At 68.5% G+C, this 15,260-nt stretch carries 13 protein-coding genes; 9 read left to right on the forward strand and 4 right to left on the reverse strand.

The window, feature by feature from the left end:
• Positions 1 to 26 precede the first annotated feature (26 nt).
• From HV826_RS04995 to traB, 8 genes are all read left to right on the forward strand, one after another.
• Positions 27 to 1,097 (forward strand): hypothetical protein, encoded by a 1,071-nt coding sequence (locus HV826_RS04995; RefSeq protein ID WP_255207739.1) that lies wholly within the window; start codon positions 27 to 29, stop codon positions 1,095 to 1,097.
• A gap of 21 nt (positions 1,098 to 1,118) precedes the next feature.
• Positions 1,119 to 2,165, forward strand: coding sequence for a hypothetical protein (locus tag HV826_RS05000; protein WP_176415853.1), 1,047 nt, complete (start codon positions 1,119 to 1,121; stop codon positions 2,163 to 2,165).
• A gap of 46 nt (positions 2,166 to 2,211) precedes the next feature.
• Positions 2,212 to 2,979, forward strand: coding sequence for an AHH domain-containing protein (locus HV826_RS05005; protein WP_176415854.1), 768 nt, complete (start codon positions 2,212 to 2,214; stop codon positions 2,977 to 2,979).
• 10 nt (positions 2,980 to 2,989) lie between these two features.
• Positions 2,990 to 3,574 (forward strand): imm11 family protein, encoded by a 585-nt coding sequence (locus tag HV826_RS05010; RefSeq protein WP_176415855.1) that lies wholly within the window; start codon positions 2,990 to 2,992, stop codon positions 3,572 to 3,574.
• Complete coding sequence (locus HV826_RS05015) at positions 3,571 to 4,383, forward strand: hypothetical protein (protein WP_176415856.1); 813 nt, start codon at positions 3,571 to 3,573, stop codon at positions 4,381 to 4,383. Before HV826_RS05010 ends, HV826_RS05015 begins: the two co-directional genes overlap by 4 nt.
• The gene (locus HV826_RS05020; protein WP_176415857.1) at positions 4,380 to 5,465 is read left to right on the forward strand and encodes a hypothetical protein; all 1,086 of its coding nucleotides are present in this window, start codon (positions 4,380 to 4,382) and stop codon (positions 5,463 to 5,465) included. The genes HV826_RS05015 and HV826_RS05020 overlap by 4 nt, the downstream gene beginning before the upstream one ends.
• Positions 5,466 to 5,966: 501 nt before the next feature.
• Positions 5,967 to 8,069, forward strand: coding sequence for an outer membrane exchange protein TraA (traA, locus tag HV826_RS05025; RefSeq protein WP_368670839.1), 2,103 nt, complete (start codon positions 5,967 to 5,969; stop codon positions 8,067 to 8,069).
• Positions 8,066 to 9,700: an outer membrane exchange protein TraB gene (traB, locus tag HV826_RS05030; RefSeq protein ID WP_176415859.1), complete on the forward strand. Its 1,635-nt coding sequence runs from the start codon at positions 8,066 to 8,068 to the stop codon at positions 9,698 to 9,700. The genes traA and traB overlap by 4 nt, the downstream gene beginning before the upstream one ends.
• Before the next feature lie 32 nt (positions 9,701 to 9,732).
• On the opposite strand, the gene HV826_RS05035 is transcribed toward traB, so the two are convergent.
• Both HV826_RS05035 and HV826_RS05040 read right to left on the reverse strand, forming a co-directional pair.
• Positions 9,733 to 10,566 (reverse strand): Ig-like domain-containing protein, encoded by an 834-nt coding sequence (locus HV826_RS05035; protein ID WP_176415860.1) that lies wholly within the window; start codon positions 10,564 to 10,566, stop codon positions 9,733 to 9,735.
• A gap of 112 nt (positions 10,567 to 10,678) precedes the next feature.
• Complete coding sequence (locus HV826_RS05040) at positions 10,679 to 12,589, reverse strand: lipase maturation factor family protein (protein ID WP_217918506.1); 1,911 nt, start codon at positions 12,587 to 12,589, stop codon at positions 10,679 to 10,681.
• Positions 12,590 to 12,727: 138 nt separating this feature from the next.
• On the opposite strand from HV826_RS05040, the gene HV826_RS05045 reads away from it, so the two are divergent.
• Positions 12,728 to 13,381 carry an MBL fold metallo-hydrolase gene (locus HV826_RS05045; protein ID WP_176415862.1) on the forward strand — a complete coding sequence of 218 codons (654 nt, stop codon included), beginning with the start codon at positions 12,728 to 12,730 and terminating at the stop codon, positions 13,379 to 13,381.
• A gap of 16 nt (positions 13,382 to 13,397) precedes the next feature.
• Here HV826_RS05045 and HV826_RS05050 read toward each other — a convergent pair whose 3' ends face one another.
• A complete protein-coding gene (locus HV826_RS05050) occupies positions 13,398 to 14,204 on the reverse strand; it encodes a hypothetical protein (RefSeq protein ID WP_176415863.1) in 807 nt (268 codons plus the stop codon).
• On the reverse strand, positions 14,191 to 15,087 hold the full coding sequence (locus tag HV826_RS05055) for a dimethylarginine dimethylaminohydrolase family protein (RefSeq protein ID WP_176415864.1): 897 nt from the start codon (positions 15,085 to 15,087) through the stop codon (positions 14,191 to 14,193). Before HV826_RS05055 ends, HV826_RS05050 begins: the two co-directional genes overlap by 14 nt.
• Positions 15,088 to 15,260: the final 173 nt, after the last annotated feature.

Consider the following 15,260-nt stretch of genomic DNA (forward strand, 5'->3'; position numbering starts at 1 on the left):
CGGCAATGCGCCATGCTGCGCACCTCATGAACGGCTCGGACCCAGCCGGACTGGGCTCGCCCCCTCTCGTCCTCTCCTTCCGCCACCTGCTGACCGAGGCCGTCAGCGCGTTCCTGGACGAAGCTCGGATGTCGTGCGAGCTGACAGCGGACGCCATTGGCGAGCTCATCGTCACCTTGTCGCGTTATCGCGAGGAGGGCGCTCCGCTGTTTCCCATGGCCTTCGTGGGAGACGACCTGGGGCAGATGCTCGAACACCTGGGCGGACATGACCCGATTGCCATCGGCATCGGGCCGCGTTCGCGGGCCACCATCCAGCGCGCGCTCAAGCAGTGCGCGCCGCTGGGCCAGGGGCGCTGGTGGGCGCTGTACCTGCTGCGCGTCCCGGAGGGCTTCGCCTACGGCGTCTTCCGGACGGACCCCTTCCCTCTCGCGGAGACGCCGCTGGAGCGGCTGCGTCGTGTCGAGGACAGGGGCGCGGGCGTCGTGGGGGTGCTTCAGCTCGCCGACAACATCCTGGAGCTGCGCTCGGGCGGTGGGCTGTGCCGGCATGTGTACCTGTCCGGCGCGAGGGTGGAGTCGGCCTCACCGCCGGAGGTGATGGATGAGCTGGCGGACGTCGTCACGGCCGGCGTCACCACGCACAGTCGCGAGCGTGCGCGCGGGTTCTTCCGCCGGGTGCTCTTCGAGGTGATGCAGGGCTCCCACGGCGCGCTCGTGGCGGTGCTGCCCCGGGAGCGCGCGGGCTCCACGCTGTTCGTGGACGGCATCATCCTGCCTCGTCCGTTGGACATCGTGGCGTTGCTGGAGCGCTACCACGTGGACCCCACCGACAGCTCGGGCACCGCCGTGCGCGCCGCCGCGCAGTTGCTGCGGGGGATGATGGCCACCGATGGCATCACCGTGCTCCGCGCGGATGGCTGCATCGTGGGCTACAACATCTTCGTGCGACATCCGGAGACGCTGGCCAGCCAGCCGTCCGTCGTGGGCGGCGCCCGGCGGCGGACCTTCGAGGTGCTGTGCGCGGCGCTGGGCACGGAGCTGACCGCCGCGTTCATCCGCTCCCAGGATGGGGACGTGAGCTGCAAGCGGGTCTGAGCTTTCCAGTCCGAGGAGACGATGTTGCGAATCGAAGCGCTCTTACTGGATGAGCTGAGAGGCGCCAGGCTGTCGGACCTCGTGTCGCTACTGGTCGCGCGCGACCCCGAGGACTTCCGCGAGCGACTCGCGGACACTGACTCGGAGGGGCTGGCGGCGCTGCGCCAGGGCTTTGAAGCCGCCTTCGGGTGGGAGCCGCCCAGCGAGTTCAATGACTGGCTCGCCATCGAGTCCGCCCTGGGCCTTGATGAGGGTGCAGAAGACTACTGGCGTGCTGGGGACCGTTCCCTGCTCCTGGACTTCTTCAACCCGGAGGCGCCTCAGTCCACGGAAGCGCTCTCATCGGGGAACTTCCTCGCCCAGAACGCGGAGGGTCTCCTCGCGGGGCTCTTTCCCTTGAGTGAGGATGCGTCGGGGGACCGCGTCCTCGCCAGCCTTCTGCCGGACTCTTTGGGGCTGCTGCGGGTACACGGCTTTCGCCACGAACGTGGGGAACTCGGCGAAGCGCAAAGCCTCAAGTCGTTCATCGTCACCCAATGGAGTTCCGAGGCGGCCCCCGAAGCAGGCGCGGCTCCCGGTGACGTCGGACTCGCGCGCTACGAACAACTCCTGGGGATCACTTCCACGCTGGACACGGAGCTGGCCGCAGAGCGACATGCCCAGCAGACAGCCCTCGACCCTCCGGACAGTGCGCAGCTCTACCTTCGCTCCCGCTGGCTCATGCGGATGGTATGGGGACGGCCGACCGACCTTTTACCGGAGCAACTCGCACAAGCTCCCGGGCTCTCTGAATGGGAGGCAGAGCGCACCTCGTGGCGTAAGCACCCCGTGCTGACGAACTACTGGATGGTGGCGCACTACTTCCTTGGAAACGACTCGGCGTGCGCCGAGACCGCGGCGGTGGGGCTCCAAGCGCCAGGGCTCCTGACACGGCGCCTGGCAGCGTGCATCCAGCAACTGCTCGCCACAGAAGGTGACACCCACCTCGGAAACGTGGGACCTGCGACGCTCAAGGAACTGCGGCGCATCGCACGTGCCTCGGCCCGGAGCGACCAACTCTCCGTCTGAGCCCGACTTCCGACGCGAACCCGTCGGAACGCACCTGGAGACCTAAATGGCCGTCAAAGAGCATCTCGCTGACTGGGTCGAAAACGAGCATAAAACCAGCCCCAAGACGACGGGCTGCCTCTGGCGGCATGCGGACTACAACGCCAAGGAGTTTCCGCGGTGCGATTACCGGAAGAACGCTCACGACTATTCGAAAGCGTCGGAGAGCCATATCTACAACATCCCAAGCTTTCGCTCCCCAGAGCGCTGGATTCAAACCTGGGCCGACCGGCTCGGCCCGACCTACACCAAGCGCGGAACGGTCGTCGCCAACAGCCATGCGTCGGCTCCCGCGGCAGGGGCCTGGGACCTCGATCGCGGCGCCAACTTCACCGAGTGGAAAACCCCGTATTGGCACAACACGCATCACGTCATCGCGTGTGGTGAAATAAAGGCGGCCTTCCCTGACGACGAGGAACGACGGTTGCTCCTGGCGACTCGCTGGAACATCAACGAGATGCCCAACGTCATCATCCTCCCCAAGCAGTACACGGTGGCCAGAATGCTGAAGCTGCCAACTCATGTCCCACCAGATGGTCCTGCGGAACATGGTCAGTACAGTCTAGAACTTGGAAAACGCCTCAATGCATTGAAGGCGAAGCTGGCCAAAAACAAGGACAAGACGGACCACACGCTCACGGACGACAACAAAGAAGACTGCCGCAAGGAACTGGAGAAGGCCTCCTCCGCCATCCGTAAGTTCCTCATTGATGCGGGCGAGCGGAATCCCGGCATCAATCTCGACAATCTGAAGCTCGACAGCATCGATTGGTGACGCCCCAGGTATGAGCCACTACTTCGTTCTCAGCGCAGGGGCGCATCCGGATGGATGCGTGCTGGACCAACACCCCTCGTATTTCGAGCACATCTGGCAGGCCACCGAAGGCATTCCGCTCGGGAATCGGTTCCCGCCCCATCCTCTCGGCCTTCCGATGTCGCGACGCATGGGGGGCAAAGCGACCTTCGACATCGTCACCAACACGTTGGGTTATCTCATCGTTTCGGAGCGAATCCGCGACGTTCTTGAGCGCCACGCGACAACTGCCATCGAGTTCCTGCCCATCGAACTCATCAACCATAAGGGACGACGAGACACGGGGCCCTTTTTCATTGCCAACATCCTTGGGCAGATCGACTGCGTCCACTTGGGAGAAAGCGTCTACGAGGAGAGCGCGCTTGCCCCTGGCGAATTCACTGAACTGACCCGACTGGTCCTTGATGCCTCGCGCGTGGATACGGCTCGGAACATCTTCCGCATCTCCCGACTTCCGCGCGTTATCCTCGTCCGTGAAGATCTCGCGACCCGATTGAAGGAAAGTGGCGCCACGGGCCTCGCCCTCATCCCACTGGAGAGCGAGGTATCATTGTGACAGAGCTGGACTTCGCCACGGAGACGCTGGAATTCCTGATCGTCACGTTGACGGAACACTTGCCAGTAGATGCAGGCTATCCGTCTGACGAGGAAGGACACCTCACGAACCTGGCCTACTACTACCGGCTACGCGGTATCGCGGCGTTCCTCTCTACCGGGGACACCGTCCCGTACGTGGCAGACCTCCATCGTGCCGGACAAACACGGCTCTTCTACCTCCAAGGGTGCGCCGCAGGCCGCACAGGCACCCCTCGTTTCCATCGGACTTCTCGCAACCGAGCATTCTTCGACTGCTTGGCCATTAATGACCTTCCCAACGCCGAGGCGCTGGCAGAGCGATGTGACAACCTCTACGTCGAAGCGCTCGAATACGAGGATGACTTTCTATTCGTCCAATGGCTCCAGGTCTTCTACCTCTTCCTCAGAGGAAGGCGTTCGGCCAACGATCTCGCGGCAGTAACCGCCCGTTTCCAGGAAGCCGTCGGCGAAGAGGACAGCCCGTTCCTCGCCTTATGCCATGCGCTTGAAGCGCAGGCATCGGATGCTATCGAAATGGCACTCCGGCAAGTGGTGGAACGACGCGCAGGGAACTATGCGCGAATGGCTGAACTGGGTGACCTGCCGCAGGTGGTTATCCACACGGAGCGCTTCGTGGATGTCCAGGCAGTTGCCCTCGTGCGGCTGGCCACCCTGGCGGGAGCCCCTCTTTCCACCGCCCTGCTACCGCGAATCCCACTGGAACTGTGCGCGGTGGCGAGCAGAGAACACGCTTACCCGCCCTCTGGCTCCTGGCGCAGAGGCACGTGAAGGCCGGCGACGTGAACGAATCGCGATTGAGCCTTTCTGGGCTCGGACTCATCACGACCCTGGGCTATTCCGTGGAGGAAGCCTGTGCCGCTCTGCGCTGCGGCATGGCTCGGCCCGCCCCTGTTGAGGGCATGACCACCTGGGACGTGGACGTAGCGCAGGACCTTCCCCTCATCGGGCATCCCATCTCGGTACTCACCGACGGTTATCAGGGAGTGGGCCGGTGGTTCCGCCTGGGCCAATATGCCCTCCTCGACCTGCTCAGGTACGCCAACCTCGACTCCGAGGACACGGCCTTCTGGCGCGCATGTGGGTTCGTGGTGTGTCTACCGACGCTTGACCCCGAACGGTTCAACTTTCGCGACGATCTGGCCCGTGCGATGCCGCAGCGCCTCCTGCATGCGCTGCGACTACCAGTTGATGCACAGCACTGTGTCTGCATCGAAGCCGGCCCCGTCGGGCCACTGATGGCGTTGCAAATCGCAAGGAAGAAGTTTGCCACCGGGTCCTGGCATCGGGCCGTCATACTCTCTCTCGACAGCCTCGTGGATGAAGCCTCCCTGAAGTGGCTTGCCGCGCAAGGGCGGCTCAAGACACCGGGACACCCCGTGGGGCTCATGGGAGGCGAAGCAGGTGCGTGCATCCTGGTGGAAGCTCCACGCCAGTCAGGTTCCCGAGAAGAAGCCTGGGTGGATGCATGCTTCGTCGAGGAGAGCCCCGGCAAGCACCTGCCTGCCGTCCATTGGGGCCAGACGCTCGCTGGCGTGATTCAGCAAGCGCTCGCTGGCGGAACGCGAATCGGTGACGTGTTCGGGAACCTCAATGGAGAGGTGCGCCGAGCGATGGCATGGGGAACAGCGCGCGTGCGCATCGATGAAGGAGCACTGCTGCCCTCCACGCGCGAGACGTGGCTCGCGACATCCCTGGGAGACGTAGGTACGTCGGCTGCTCTGGTCGCCATCTGCATGGCGACCAGAGCCTATGCTCGAGGCTACGCGCGGGGAGATGCCTCTCTAGTCTGGAGCCTCTCGGACGAAGGTGCCAGCGGCGCATGCATTGTCCGGCGGCCGATTCAACGCTGAGCAAGTGTGTGCGTCCAGTACGACATGAACGCAGTACCATCCCGTCTGAATGACAGGAGCCCTTCGAGCGGGCCTCCATCCGTGGGGTTCCGGCCCCAACGAGCAGCATTGGCGGCCTGCCGGAGACGCTGGTCGAAGGTGGGGAGGAAATTCTCGCTGGCGCCTCAGAGACGCCGTCACGTAGCTGGATGCGCTGATGGCCATCTGTGTCCTCCACCGACCGCCGCCAACGCATGGGCCCCGAAGGAACCCGCTTCGCCCAGGAGCGGTTCTCGCTGGAGCGCATCGATTCGGAGTTCGTCACGCTGATGAGGGCACCGACTCATCCTTGTGACGCGACGGAACCTGCATTTCTCACTATTCCGAGTAGCAGCGGCCCACTGAGTCGCCGCCGTTGAGCGAGCTCTGGAGGACCTGGGACGTCATAGTGGGAACCCGCACGTTGCCGGAATTGCGGTTGTGGGAGATATCCCGCATTGTTGCGGGGCTTTGAAATCGCCCGTGTCCCGCATCGCGCGTACCGCGCTCACTGTCCTGACGGTGTGCCTCGCGGCCTCGACCGCCTGGGGCCAGAAGTTGCCCGATGTCGTCATCCAAGGGCCTCCCATTGCCCCCGCACTCGCTGGTGATGGGCAAGGCCTGTGCGTGGCGTCCAATGTGTGGACGCGCCCCGCGAACGAGTTTCCGCAGTCCCGCGGCACGTACATCGACGGCATCAACGGCTACATCGAGGAGCCCATCAGCAGGCAGAACCGTGTCACGACGGTGCTACGAACCGAGTTCGACCTGTCGAACAACCTCAACGACGGTCGCACGCTCAGTTATGGCGACTTCGCCAATCAGGTGGTTGCACCGGGCTGCTCGGTGGGTGGCTGTACCTTCAACGTCATTGAGGACAACGACGCCTTCACGCCCTTCGTGTCCCGATTCCGCGGCTACCTCAACATCACTGCGGACCTCGTAGGCCAGCCTATCCACTTCGGCTTCTACGCGGATGATGGAATCAGCCTCGTCATCTACGACCGAAGCCAGGGGTACCAAGTCATCAACCGCCCACCGGTGCTCGGTGCGGCGACCTGGCGGTCGACGAACAACGTCACATTCCCCCAGCCCGGCCTCTATGCCTTGGAGATACTCTACGCCCAAGTCACCGAGCACGCCGCGCTGGAACTGTCCATGGAGACAGGCCCCTTCACTGACTTCGAACGTGCCGCGAACCAGCCGCCCGTCGTCAACCTGTTCAGCTCGGGGTTCGAGCTCCTCCGCCCCGCCCAGTTCTTCCAGACGGAGAACGGCCTCCCCTCCTTCGAGGGCCAGCCCGACCGCTGCGAGCAGTGCAACCGCGGCAACGCGAACGCGCCCGGCAACGGAGGCTGCGGCTCCTTCTTCCACTGCAACGCGGCGGCCCTCTGCGCCCCCTGCGACTCCTCGCTCTTCTGCGGCGACTCCTGCTCCCCGTGCGGCGAGTCCACGCCCCACTGCGCCAACATCAACGGGAACACCCAGTGCGTGCAGTGCACCGAGGACGGACAGTGCCCGAACGGCCGCTGCGACATCGAAACGAACCAGTGCACCGGCTGCAACGAAGACAGCGACTGCGCCACCGGCGCCTGCGACGCCGAGACGTTCACCTGCGTCGAGTGCAACGACGACAGCCAGTGCCCGAGCGGCGAGTTCTGCGCCACCGACCTCCACGAGTGCCGCGAATGCACCCTGGACTCCCACTGCCCTCAAGGCGAGTCCTGCACCAACAACGTGTGCTCCCCCTGCGCCACCGATGATTCGTGCGCCGGCAACTCCTGCAACTGCTGCCCCAACGGCACCCAGTGCACCGCGCTGACGCCCGGTGCCACGCCGACCTGCGTGGAGTGCACCACCAGCAGCCAGTGCGCCGCCGGTCAGCAGTGCGACACCGCCAACGGCCGCTGCGTGGACAGCGTGCCTTCCTGCAACACGGCCGACAGCTGCGGCCCCGGCTGTGTGAAGTGCCCCGGCGAGCGCCCCTACTGCCTCGACGGAGAGGTCTGCGTCCAGTGCCGCAACGACCTGGAGTGCGGCGACGGCCAGTTCTGCCTCAGTGGCGAGTGCGCGTCCTGCACCACGGACCGGCACTGCGGCCCCCGCTGCGGCGCCTGCGGTGGCGACACCCCCTTCTGCCTCTCCAATGGCACCGCGCAGGGCAGCACCTGCGTGGGCTGCACGGATGACGGGGACTGCGGCAGCGGCGTGTGCAACCCCACCACGCGCACGTGTGAGAACTCGGGCGCGTGCGCGGTGACGTGCGAGCCGGGAACGGTCTGTGATGGCACCTCCTGCGTGGAGTGCTTCGCGGATGCCCACTGCCCCTGCGGCGGCACCTGCGACGTCGCGACGAACACCTGCTCCACCGCCTGCTCCGACAGCGGAGACTGCCTGGGCGTGGAGCACTGCTCCGCGAAGACGATGGAGTGCGAGCGAGGCCGCCGCAAGCCGGGCACCGAGCCTCAAGGCGGCGCCTTCTGCTGCGGCACCACCGCCGACGCCACGCCCGCCGGGAGCACCACCTTCCTGCTGCTGCTCGCCGCGGGCCTCATGCTCCTCCGCCCCCGACGCACGACGCGATGAAGCCCTCCCACCTGCTCCTCCTCGTGGCGCTGGGGTTGTCCACCGCCGCCACCGCCCAGCCGGATGCGCGCTTCAACGTGCAGCTCTTCCGTCCGTCCGGCGCGCCCCAGGACCTGGTGGTGGTGCAGCAGTCGCGTCCGCTGTCACACCTGTCCGTCTCCGCCGGTCCGTACCTCAGCTACTCGCTCAACCCCCTGTCGCTGGTTCCCGAAGGCGGCGACCTGAGCAAAATCAACCTGGTCGGCAACCGCCTCCAGTTGGACGTCATGGCCACCGTCGGCCTCTTCGACTGGGCCGAAATCGGCGTGGACATGCCGCTCATCCTGGCCCAGGGCGGCGACAACCTGGAGGTCATCGGCACCGAGGGGAGCGTGGAGAGCTTCGTCTTCGGCGACCTCCGGCTTTCGGGCAAGGTGGCCATCCCCGGCCTGCGCCGGCCCGCCGAGGGCAAGGGCTGGGGCGGCGCGGTGACGCTCAACGTGAGCTTCCCCACCGGCGCCCAGGAAGCGTTCGCCGGAGACGGCGAGCTGACGTGGGCCCCCGGACTGGTGCTGGACTACCGCTTCGAGAACGGCATCCTCCTGGCGCTCAACGGCGGCTTCTGGCAGCGCCCGGACCGCGTCTTCAGCGGCGTCTCCGTGGGCGACATGATGCCCTTCGGCGTCGGCGCGGAGGTCCCCATCCTTCGCGGCAGCGGCGTCACCGCCGTGGGCATGGTGCACGGCGCGGTGGGGTTGCAGAAGCAGCCCGATGAGCCCCGGCAGGTCCCCGCGGAGGCGCTCTTCGGCCTGCGCTGGTACAGCTCCACCGGCCTCACCTTCACGTTCGGCGGCGGCATGGGCTGCGGTTGCTCCATCGCCTCGCCCACGCTGAGCTTCTTCACCTCCATCCTGTGGATTCCGGCGAAGACGCGCGAGTGGGAGGCGCTGGAGCGCTTCAAGGAGCCGCCCGAGCCGCTGCCGCCGCCCGTCGACCCGGATGGCGACGGCGTGATTGGCGAGTCGGACGCGTGCCCCGACGTGGCCGGCCCCGTGGCCAACATGGGCTGCCCGGACACGGACAAGGACGGTGACGGCGTGGTCGACCGGCTCGACCGCTGCCCGGACCAGCCCGCCGGAAGCCGCGGCAAGGACGGGTGCCCGCTGGCCCGCCGCGACGGCAATCGGATTGTCATCCTGGAGCAGCTCAACTTCGCCACCGACCAGGACATCATCCTCTCCGAGTCCTTCCCCATCCTGGAGGAGGTCGCGCGGGTGATGAACGAGAGCCCGGAGATTGACCGGATGCACGTGGAGGGTCACACCGACTCGCGCGCCAGCGATGCGTACAACCTGGACCTGTCGCGCCGCCGCGCGGCCAGCGTCATGCGCTTCCTGGTGGAGAGCGGCGTGGCGGCGGAGCGACTGTGCTCGCAGGGCTTCGGCCGCTCGCGGCCGGTCGCGGACAACGCGACGGAAGAAGGCATGGCGCTCAACCGCCGCGTCGACTTCACCATCCAGCCGCCGAGCGACGGCCCGCGCCCCCCCTGCCCGGAGGACGCGGAAGCCAAGAAGCGCAAGCGCCCCACCAAGAAGGCCACGCCCAAGGCGAAGCTGAAGTCGAAGGCTCCCGCGGCGGCGCCGAAGCCGTGACTCGCGCGGCGTCCATGCGCCCAGGAACGACGCTACGGGACGACGAACTCCGCCGCCGACCGCCGCCGTCCGGCGACCACGGACACCACCGCGCGCCCGGAGCCCACCGCCGTCACGCGGCCTTCGGGTGACACCGACACCACGGAGGCGTCCGACGTGAAGAACTCCAGCGGCACCGTGTCCAGCACGACGCCGCTGCGATTGAAGGCGCGCGCCTGAAGCTGCACGGACTGCCCCCTGCGCTGGAAGGCGTGGTGCGTGAGGTTGAGGCCCAGCCGCGCGAAGTCCGCCGGCACCACCTGCACCGCGATGTGCCGGCTGAGGTGCCCCAAGGTCGCGCTCAACACCGTCTTGCCCGGGCGCACGGCCACCAACTGCCCTTCCTCCACTCGCGCCACCGTCTCATCCGAGACGCGGAAGCTGGGCGTGGCGTCCTGCAACGAGGAGCCCTGCTCGTTCCTCGCCACCACGCGCAGCTTGATGACGCGCCCCACCTCCAGGAAGTCCGAGCCCGGGGCCCGCACGTCCAGCGAGTTGAGGATGGTCAGCTCCAGCGGCAACGCCGCGCGGACCTTGCCCCCCGTCGCGCCGATGGTCGTCCTCCCGGACTTGCGCACCGTCAGCAAGCCCTCCTGGACCTGCGCCACGTCCGGCGCGGAGCTGGTCCACCGCAGCTTCGGGTCGGACATGGGCTGGCCTTCCGCGTCGAAGACCTCGTACGCCAGCTTCACGGTCTGCCCAGGCGTGCGGAGGTACTTCGTCTCCAGCGGCTCCAGCTTCATGGTGGTGGGCGTGGGCCCGCAGGCGCTCAGCAGCCCGATGACGGCGACAAGATGGAGGCAAAAAGAAATACGCGGCGTCTTCACGGCGTCACGACGGCGGAGATGGGTGGGAAGCCCCCATTGTAGCCCCACCCCGTCGTCGGCGTATGAAAAGGGGCCCTCGACCTTCAGGGCCGCACGCCTGCTCCCAGCCGCCTCACGCCCCGGCCTGCCATTGCAGCGCGGGGAGGCGTCCACGAGGCCGAGGCCCTGGCGCCAGCGACAGGGGCGGCACGTAGAGGCCCAGCAGCTCGCGCCGCCACCAGATGCCCGTGCGCCGCCGCTCGGCCACGTCCGTCATCCGGTAGTCGTACAGCACCGCGCGCACCATCCGAGGCGGCCGGTCCGGGAAGGGGTTGCCCGCCAGCAGGCCCAGGACCTCCGGCGAGCCCTCCAGCAGCCGGGCCAGGAACGCGACGAACCAGCCAGGGGGCGAGCCGAGCGCGGCGAACCACATCTGCCAGTCCAGCCTCGGCTGGTGGGGCGCCACCTGCCGGGGAGGCCGGGCCGGGTCCCCCGCCTTGTAGCGGAAGGAATATTCCTTCCACTGCTCGCCGTCGTCGGAGCCCTCCACGAGGATTTCCGGCCGCTGCACCGTCATCATGCTGAACAGGCCGTAGGGGTTCACCGAGCGCAGGGGCCGCGCCTGGGACTCCAGCCACGTCATCACCGCGCCGACACGCTCGGGCCGGTGCCGCTGCCACCCCTCGAACCGGCGCAGCACCTCCGACGCCCCCAGCACCAGCAGCGGCGACACCCCCAGCGCGGACACGCCGGTGCGCCACCAGGGCCGCGGCTGAGCGGCGGGCCCGTCCTTCAACGGCAGCACCCGCCGCAGCGCCGCGTCGTCCAGGAGCCACACGCCCAGCACCCCGGCCTGGACATTGAAGAAGCCGTAGTTCCCCGTGGCGGCGATGGCGGCCTGCAAGCCGCTCAGGCTCCAGAAGGCGAACTGCCGCAAGCGCCGGGGCCCGAAGGCCAGGAAGGGCACCACCGTCTCCAGCCAGAGCACCGCCCCGGTCGAGGCCCGCTGGAGCCGGCGAGGCAGATGATGCGCGTACCACCCCACCCGCGTGGGCAACGGCGCCGTCTCGTAATAGTGCTCGCACGCGGTCAGCTCGCGCCAGGTCCGGTCTCCCGACTTGAGCTTGCTCAGCCCCGAGCCGAAGTAGAGCCGGAACACGAGCAGCCGGAAGAGGAACACCTCCAGCGCGGAGGGCTCGTCACGGCCCAGGCCCGGCCGCGAGCCCCCGGGCGCGGTGAGCGCCGCCAGCAGCCCCATCTCCAGCAGCAGCACGTCCCACTGGAAGGAGAGGAACTCACGCCCCACGGCCACATAGGAGAGGTACAGCGCCCACAGCGACGACGCGCTGAGCCGGGGCGCCACGTTGAAGAGCAACGCCAGGGACAGCACCTGCCCCGCCCAGCACCCACGCACCAGCGCGGCGTCCGACGCGTCCCACCAGAACAGCGACGGGATGCGCCGCCACCGCGCGAGCGCCGAGGCCTCCTCGCGGCGCTCCGTGGCCAGACGCTCCGCCACGGGCCGGAGGCCTCGCGTCCCATACAAGCCCCGCACCTGCCGCCCCAGCGACGTGAAGGCGATGAGGAACGTCCCTCCCAGCAGCCGCAGGAAGACCCAGCGCACCCACCGGTATTCGTGCGGCACCACCGCGCGCCCGAAGAGCCAGCGGTCCACGCCCGCCGCCTGGCGGCGATGCCGGGCCACCACCGCGTAGACGCCCTGGGCCAGTTGCAACACCCCCGGAAGCAAGCCCAGCCTCGCGGCCACCCGAGTCCCCCGGCGAGGTGACGCGGCGAGCGCGCGGAAGAGGGCCTCCGCGCCCTGGGACACCCGGCCGGAGGGCTCCACCAACTGCAGGGCCCTGCGCATGTCCGCCTTCGGGCTGCCCAGCAGCCAGCGGCGCCACCCGCTGCCTGGCCGGTAGCGGACGCGGTCCCCGGTGCGCCACCGCCAGCGCGCGGCCCAGCGCCGGCAGAACGCGCAGTCGCCGTCGAAGAGCACCAGGGGCCGGGCCAGCACACCGCGAGAGATTCGCGCCATCATCATGCGGGAACGTTGTGCCGTCCCGCGGACGACGTCCCCGGGTCCTCGGGCGCCCGCCGTGGAAGCAGCGGAGCATCCAGGCCGTGGCCTCCCTCCCCACCCCGGTGTCACCGCCCGCGGGTGCCTAGCTTTGTCCGCATGAGCGAGCCCAAGGGGAAGGCGAAGCGGACAAGCGAGTTGGTGCCCGGCGTCCACCACTGGACCCTCTCCGATGACCGCATCGGCGGCGCGCGCAGTGACGCGTATGCCGTGGTGGACATCGACGGGGCCGTCGTCCTCATCGACCCGCTGCCCATCGACGAGGCGGCGCTGCGCGAGCTGGGGAACATCTCCGCCATTGTCCTGACGGCGGGAAACCACCAGCGCTCCGCGTGGCGGCTGCGCAGGGCCTTCAAGGTGCCCGTCTGGGCGCCCGAGGGCGCACAGACGCTGGAGGAGCAGCCCGACTTCTTCTACGTCGCGGGAGACACGCTGCCCGCGGGGCTCATCTCGTTCCACACGCCCGGGCCCACCGAGGCGATGTACACGCTGTGGATGCAGCAACACCCGCGCGCCGTCGCGTTCCTCTCCGACCTGCTCACGCATGAGGAGGGGGAGACGCCGGAGTTCGTCCCCAGCGAGTATCAGGACGAACCGCTGCGCACCCGGCACAGCGTCCAGCGCATCCTGGACCACCTCCCCGTGGAGACGCTGTGCTTCTCCCACGGGGCGCCCATCCTCCGCGACGGCTCCCGCGCGTTGCGGCTCGCGCTGGAAGAGGACATGGAGTCGCCCGCCGCGCCAGCGCCCTGAGCGGGCCCCACCCGCGTCAGTCGAGCGGGCCTTCGCGCACCAGCACCTGTCCCGCCTCCAGCCCCGGAGGCACCAGGTGCAACACCTCGCCGGCCTCCGCGCGGTCGAGCAGCGCGCTCAGCGCCGGGAGGTCGCTTGCGGGCACACGCAGCGACGGCGTCAGCGAGAGGCGCCGCGCCATCGCGTCGCCCAGCCGCGCCCCGTCCGTCAGCTCCGACTCGTAGACGAAGGAGCGCGCTCCGTACTCATGCCCGCCGGGCACGCGCCCCACGAGGCGCAGCGGGCCCAGCCTGGAATGGACTCGGACGCTGGGGTTGTCCCACTGGGCCACGCCTCGCAGCCGCCGCGCGCGCAGCATCCGCAACGTGAGCAGCTTCACCCACGGCGACGCTCCCGTTCCAGGAAGCACGCTCAGCAGCGACACGCCGATGAACAGCCCCGGCGTCACCGAAGGCGCCGCGTAGTAGGCCGCGCCAATGGCCGGGTCCTCGTCGGCCAGGCCCAGCCGCTCGCGCACGGGGGCCGCCAGCATCCGGGCCGGACAGCGCAGCAGCCCGATGGCGCCCGGTAGCAGATACAAGTCCGACAGCACCCAACGCGGCACGCCGATGCCACTGAAGGCGAGCTGGTTCAGCGTCAGGTACTGCTGCGCCAGGTCCGCGTTCCGCTCGGCGGGCAGGAACGTCACCGGCACGCCCAGGGGCGACAGGTCCAACGCGCCCGCGTGCTCACCCGAGCCCAGCGCCACCAGCGACGCGCCAGGGTGCGCCGCGAGGAAGGCCTCCGCCTGCCGTGGCAGCGTGTCCGCGTCACCCATCGGCATCGATGTCCCCGGCGATGGCCGACAGCCGGAACGCGTCTGGGATGTGCAGCGTCGCCGCGTCCACCTCCGCGCGCGACACGAGGCAGCGTGACGAGCCGCCGCCCTTCTCACATAGCTCGCGCATGGTGTGCGACACCACGCGCAGCCCCAGCGCCTCCAAGCGCTCACGCACCGGGCCCGGCACCACCGAAGGCGCCAGCACGTCGCGCCCCACCGGCAGCCCGTTGGTCGCGTAGCGGCGAATCTCCGCCTCCGTCACGAGGAGCAGCCGGTGCTCGCCGAAGCGCTCGCGCAGCAGCGCATGGGACTGGGGCGTCATCACGTCTGGACACACCATCAGCCGGTCCACCGCGGGCAGCGGCAGCACCGCCATGTTGCCGTGGAAGGCGGGCTCGCGGACCTGGATGCGCAGCACCTCTCCGGGGAAGTAGCGCGCCGCGGCCTCCAGGCCGTCCAGCGTCGTGCGGCCACCCCAGAACAGCAGCGTGACACCGTCGAAGGTGGCCACGTCGCCGTGGGCCTCCCAGACGCCCACGCCCGGGTCCACCACCTCCATGCCCAACGACTGGGCCAGGGGCGCCCAGTGCTCGCGCTCCGTCTGCCGGTGCGCGCTCATCATCCGCGGCAGCACGAACAGCGGCGCGGCGCCCTGCCGCGCCACCACCTGTCCACATTCGGCGGCGTACGGCATGCCCGTCAGGAGCTCGGAGGGAGACGGCAACGCGACCACCGTGCCGCCGCGCGCTTCGATGTCCCGGGCCAGCGCCAGCCATTCCCGCCGGGCCTGAAGCGCGTCCACGGGCGGCGCCTCGCGGCTGCGGAAGTTGCTCCGGCCGCGCAGGGCCCACGTGCGTCCCGGCGGCGACATGAGGAAGAGGTCCATGGTGGTACTGCTTCTACTCCTCCCGGCCTCCCCGCTGCCATCCGGTCCCCCGCCTCCCTTGGCGCCCGGCGTTCCCGGGAGGGCACCCCGCGAGGGGCCGCCGCCGGAAACTGCACGCTGGCGCACCCTCCGCGCATCTTCTTCGTAGTCACCCGGGCGAAGCCGGGACAGGC

This window comes from Myxococcus sp. AM010 (assembly GCF_013372585.1).
Classification (GTDB): domain Bacteria; phylum Myxococcota; class Myxococcia; order Myxococcales; family Myxococcaceae; genus Myxococcus; species Myxococcus vastator.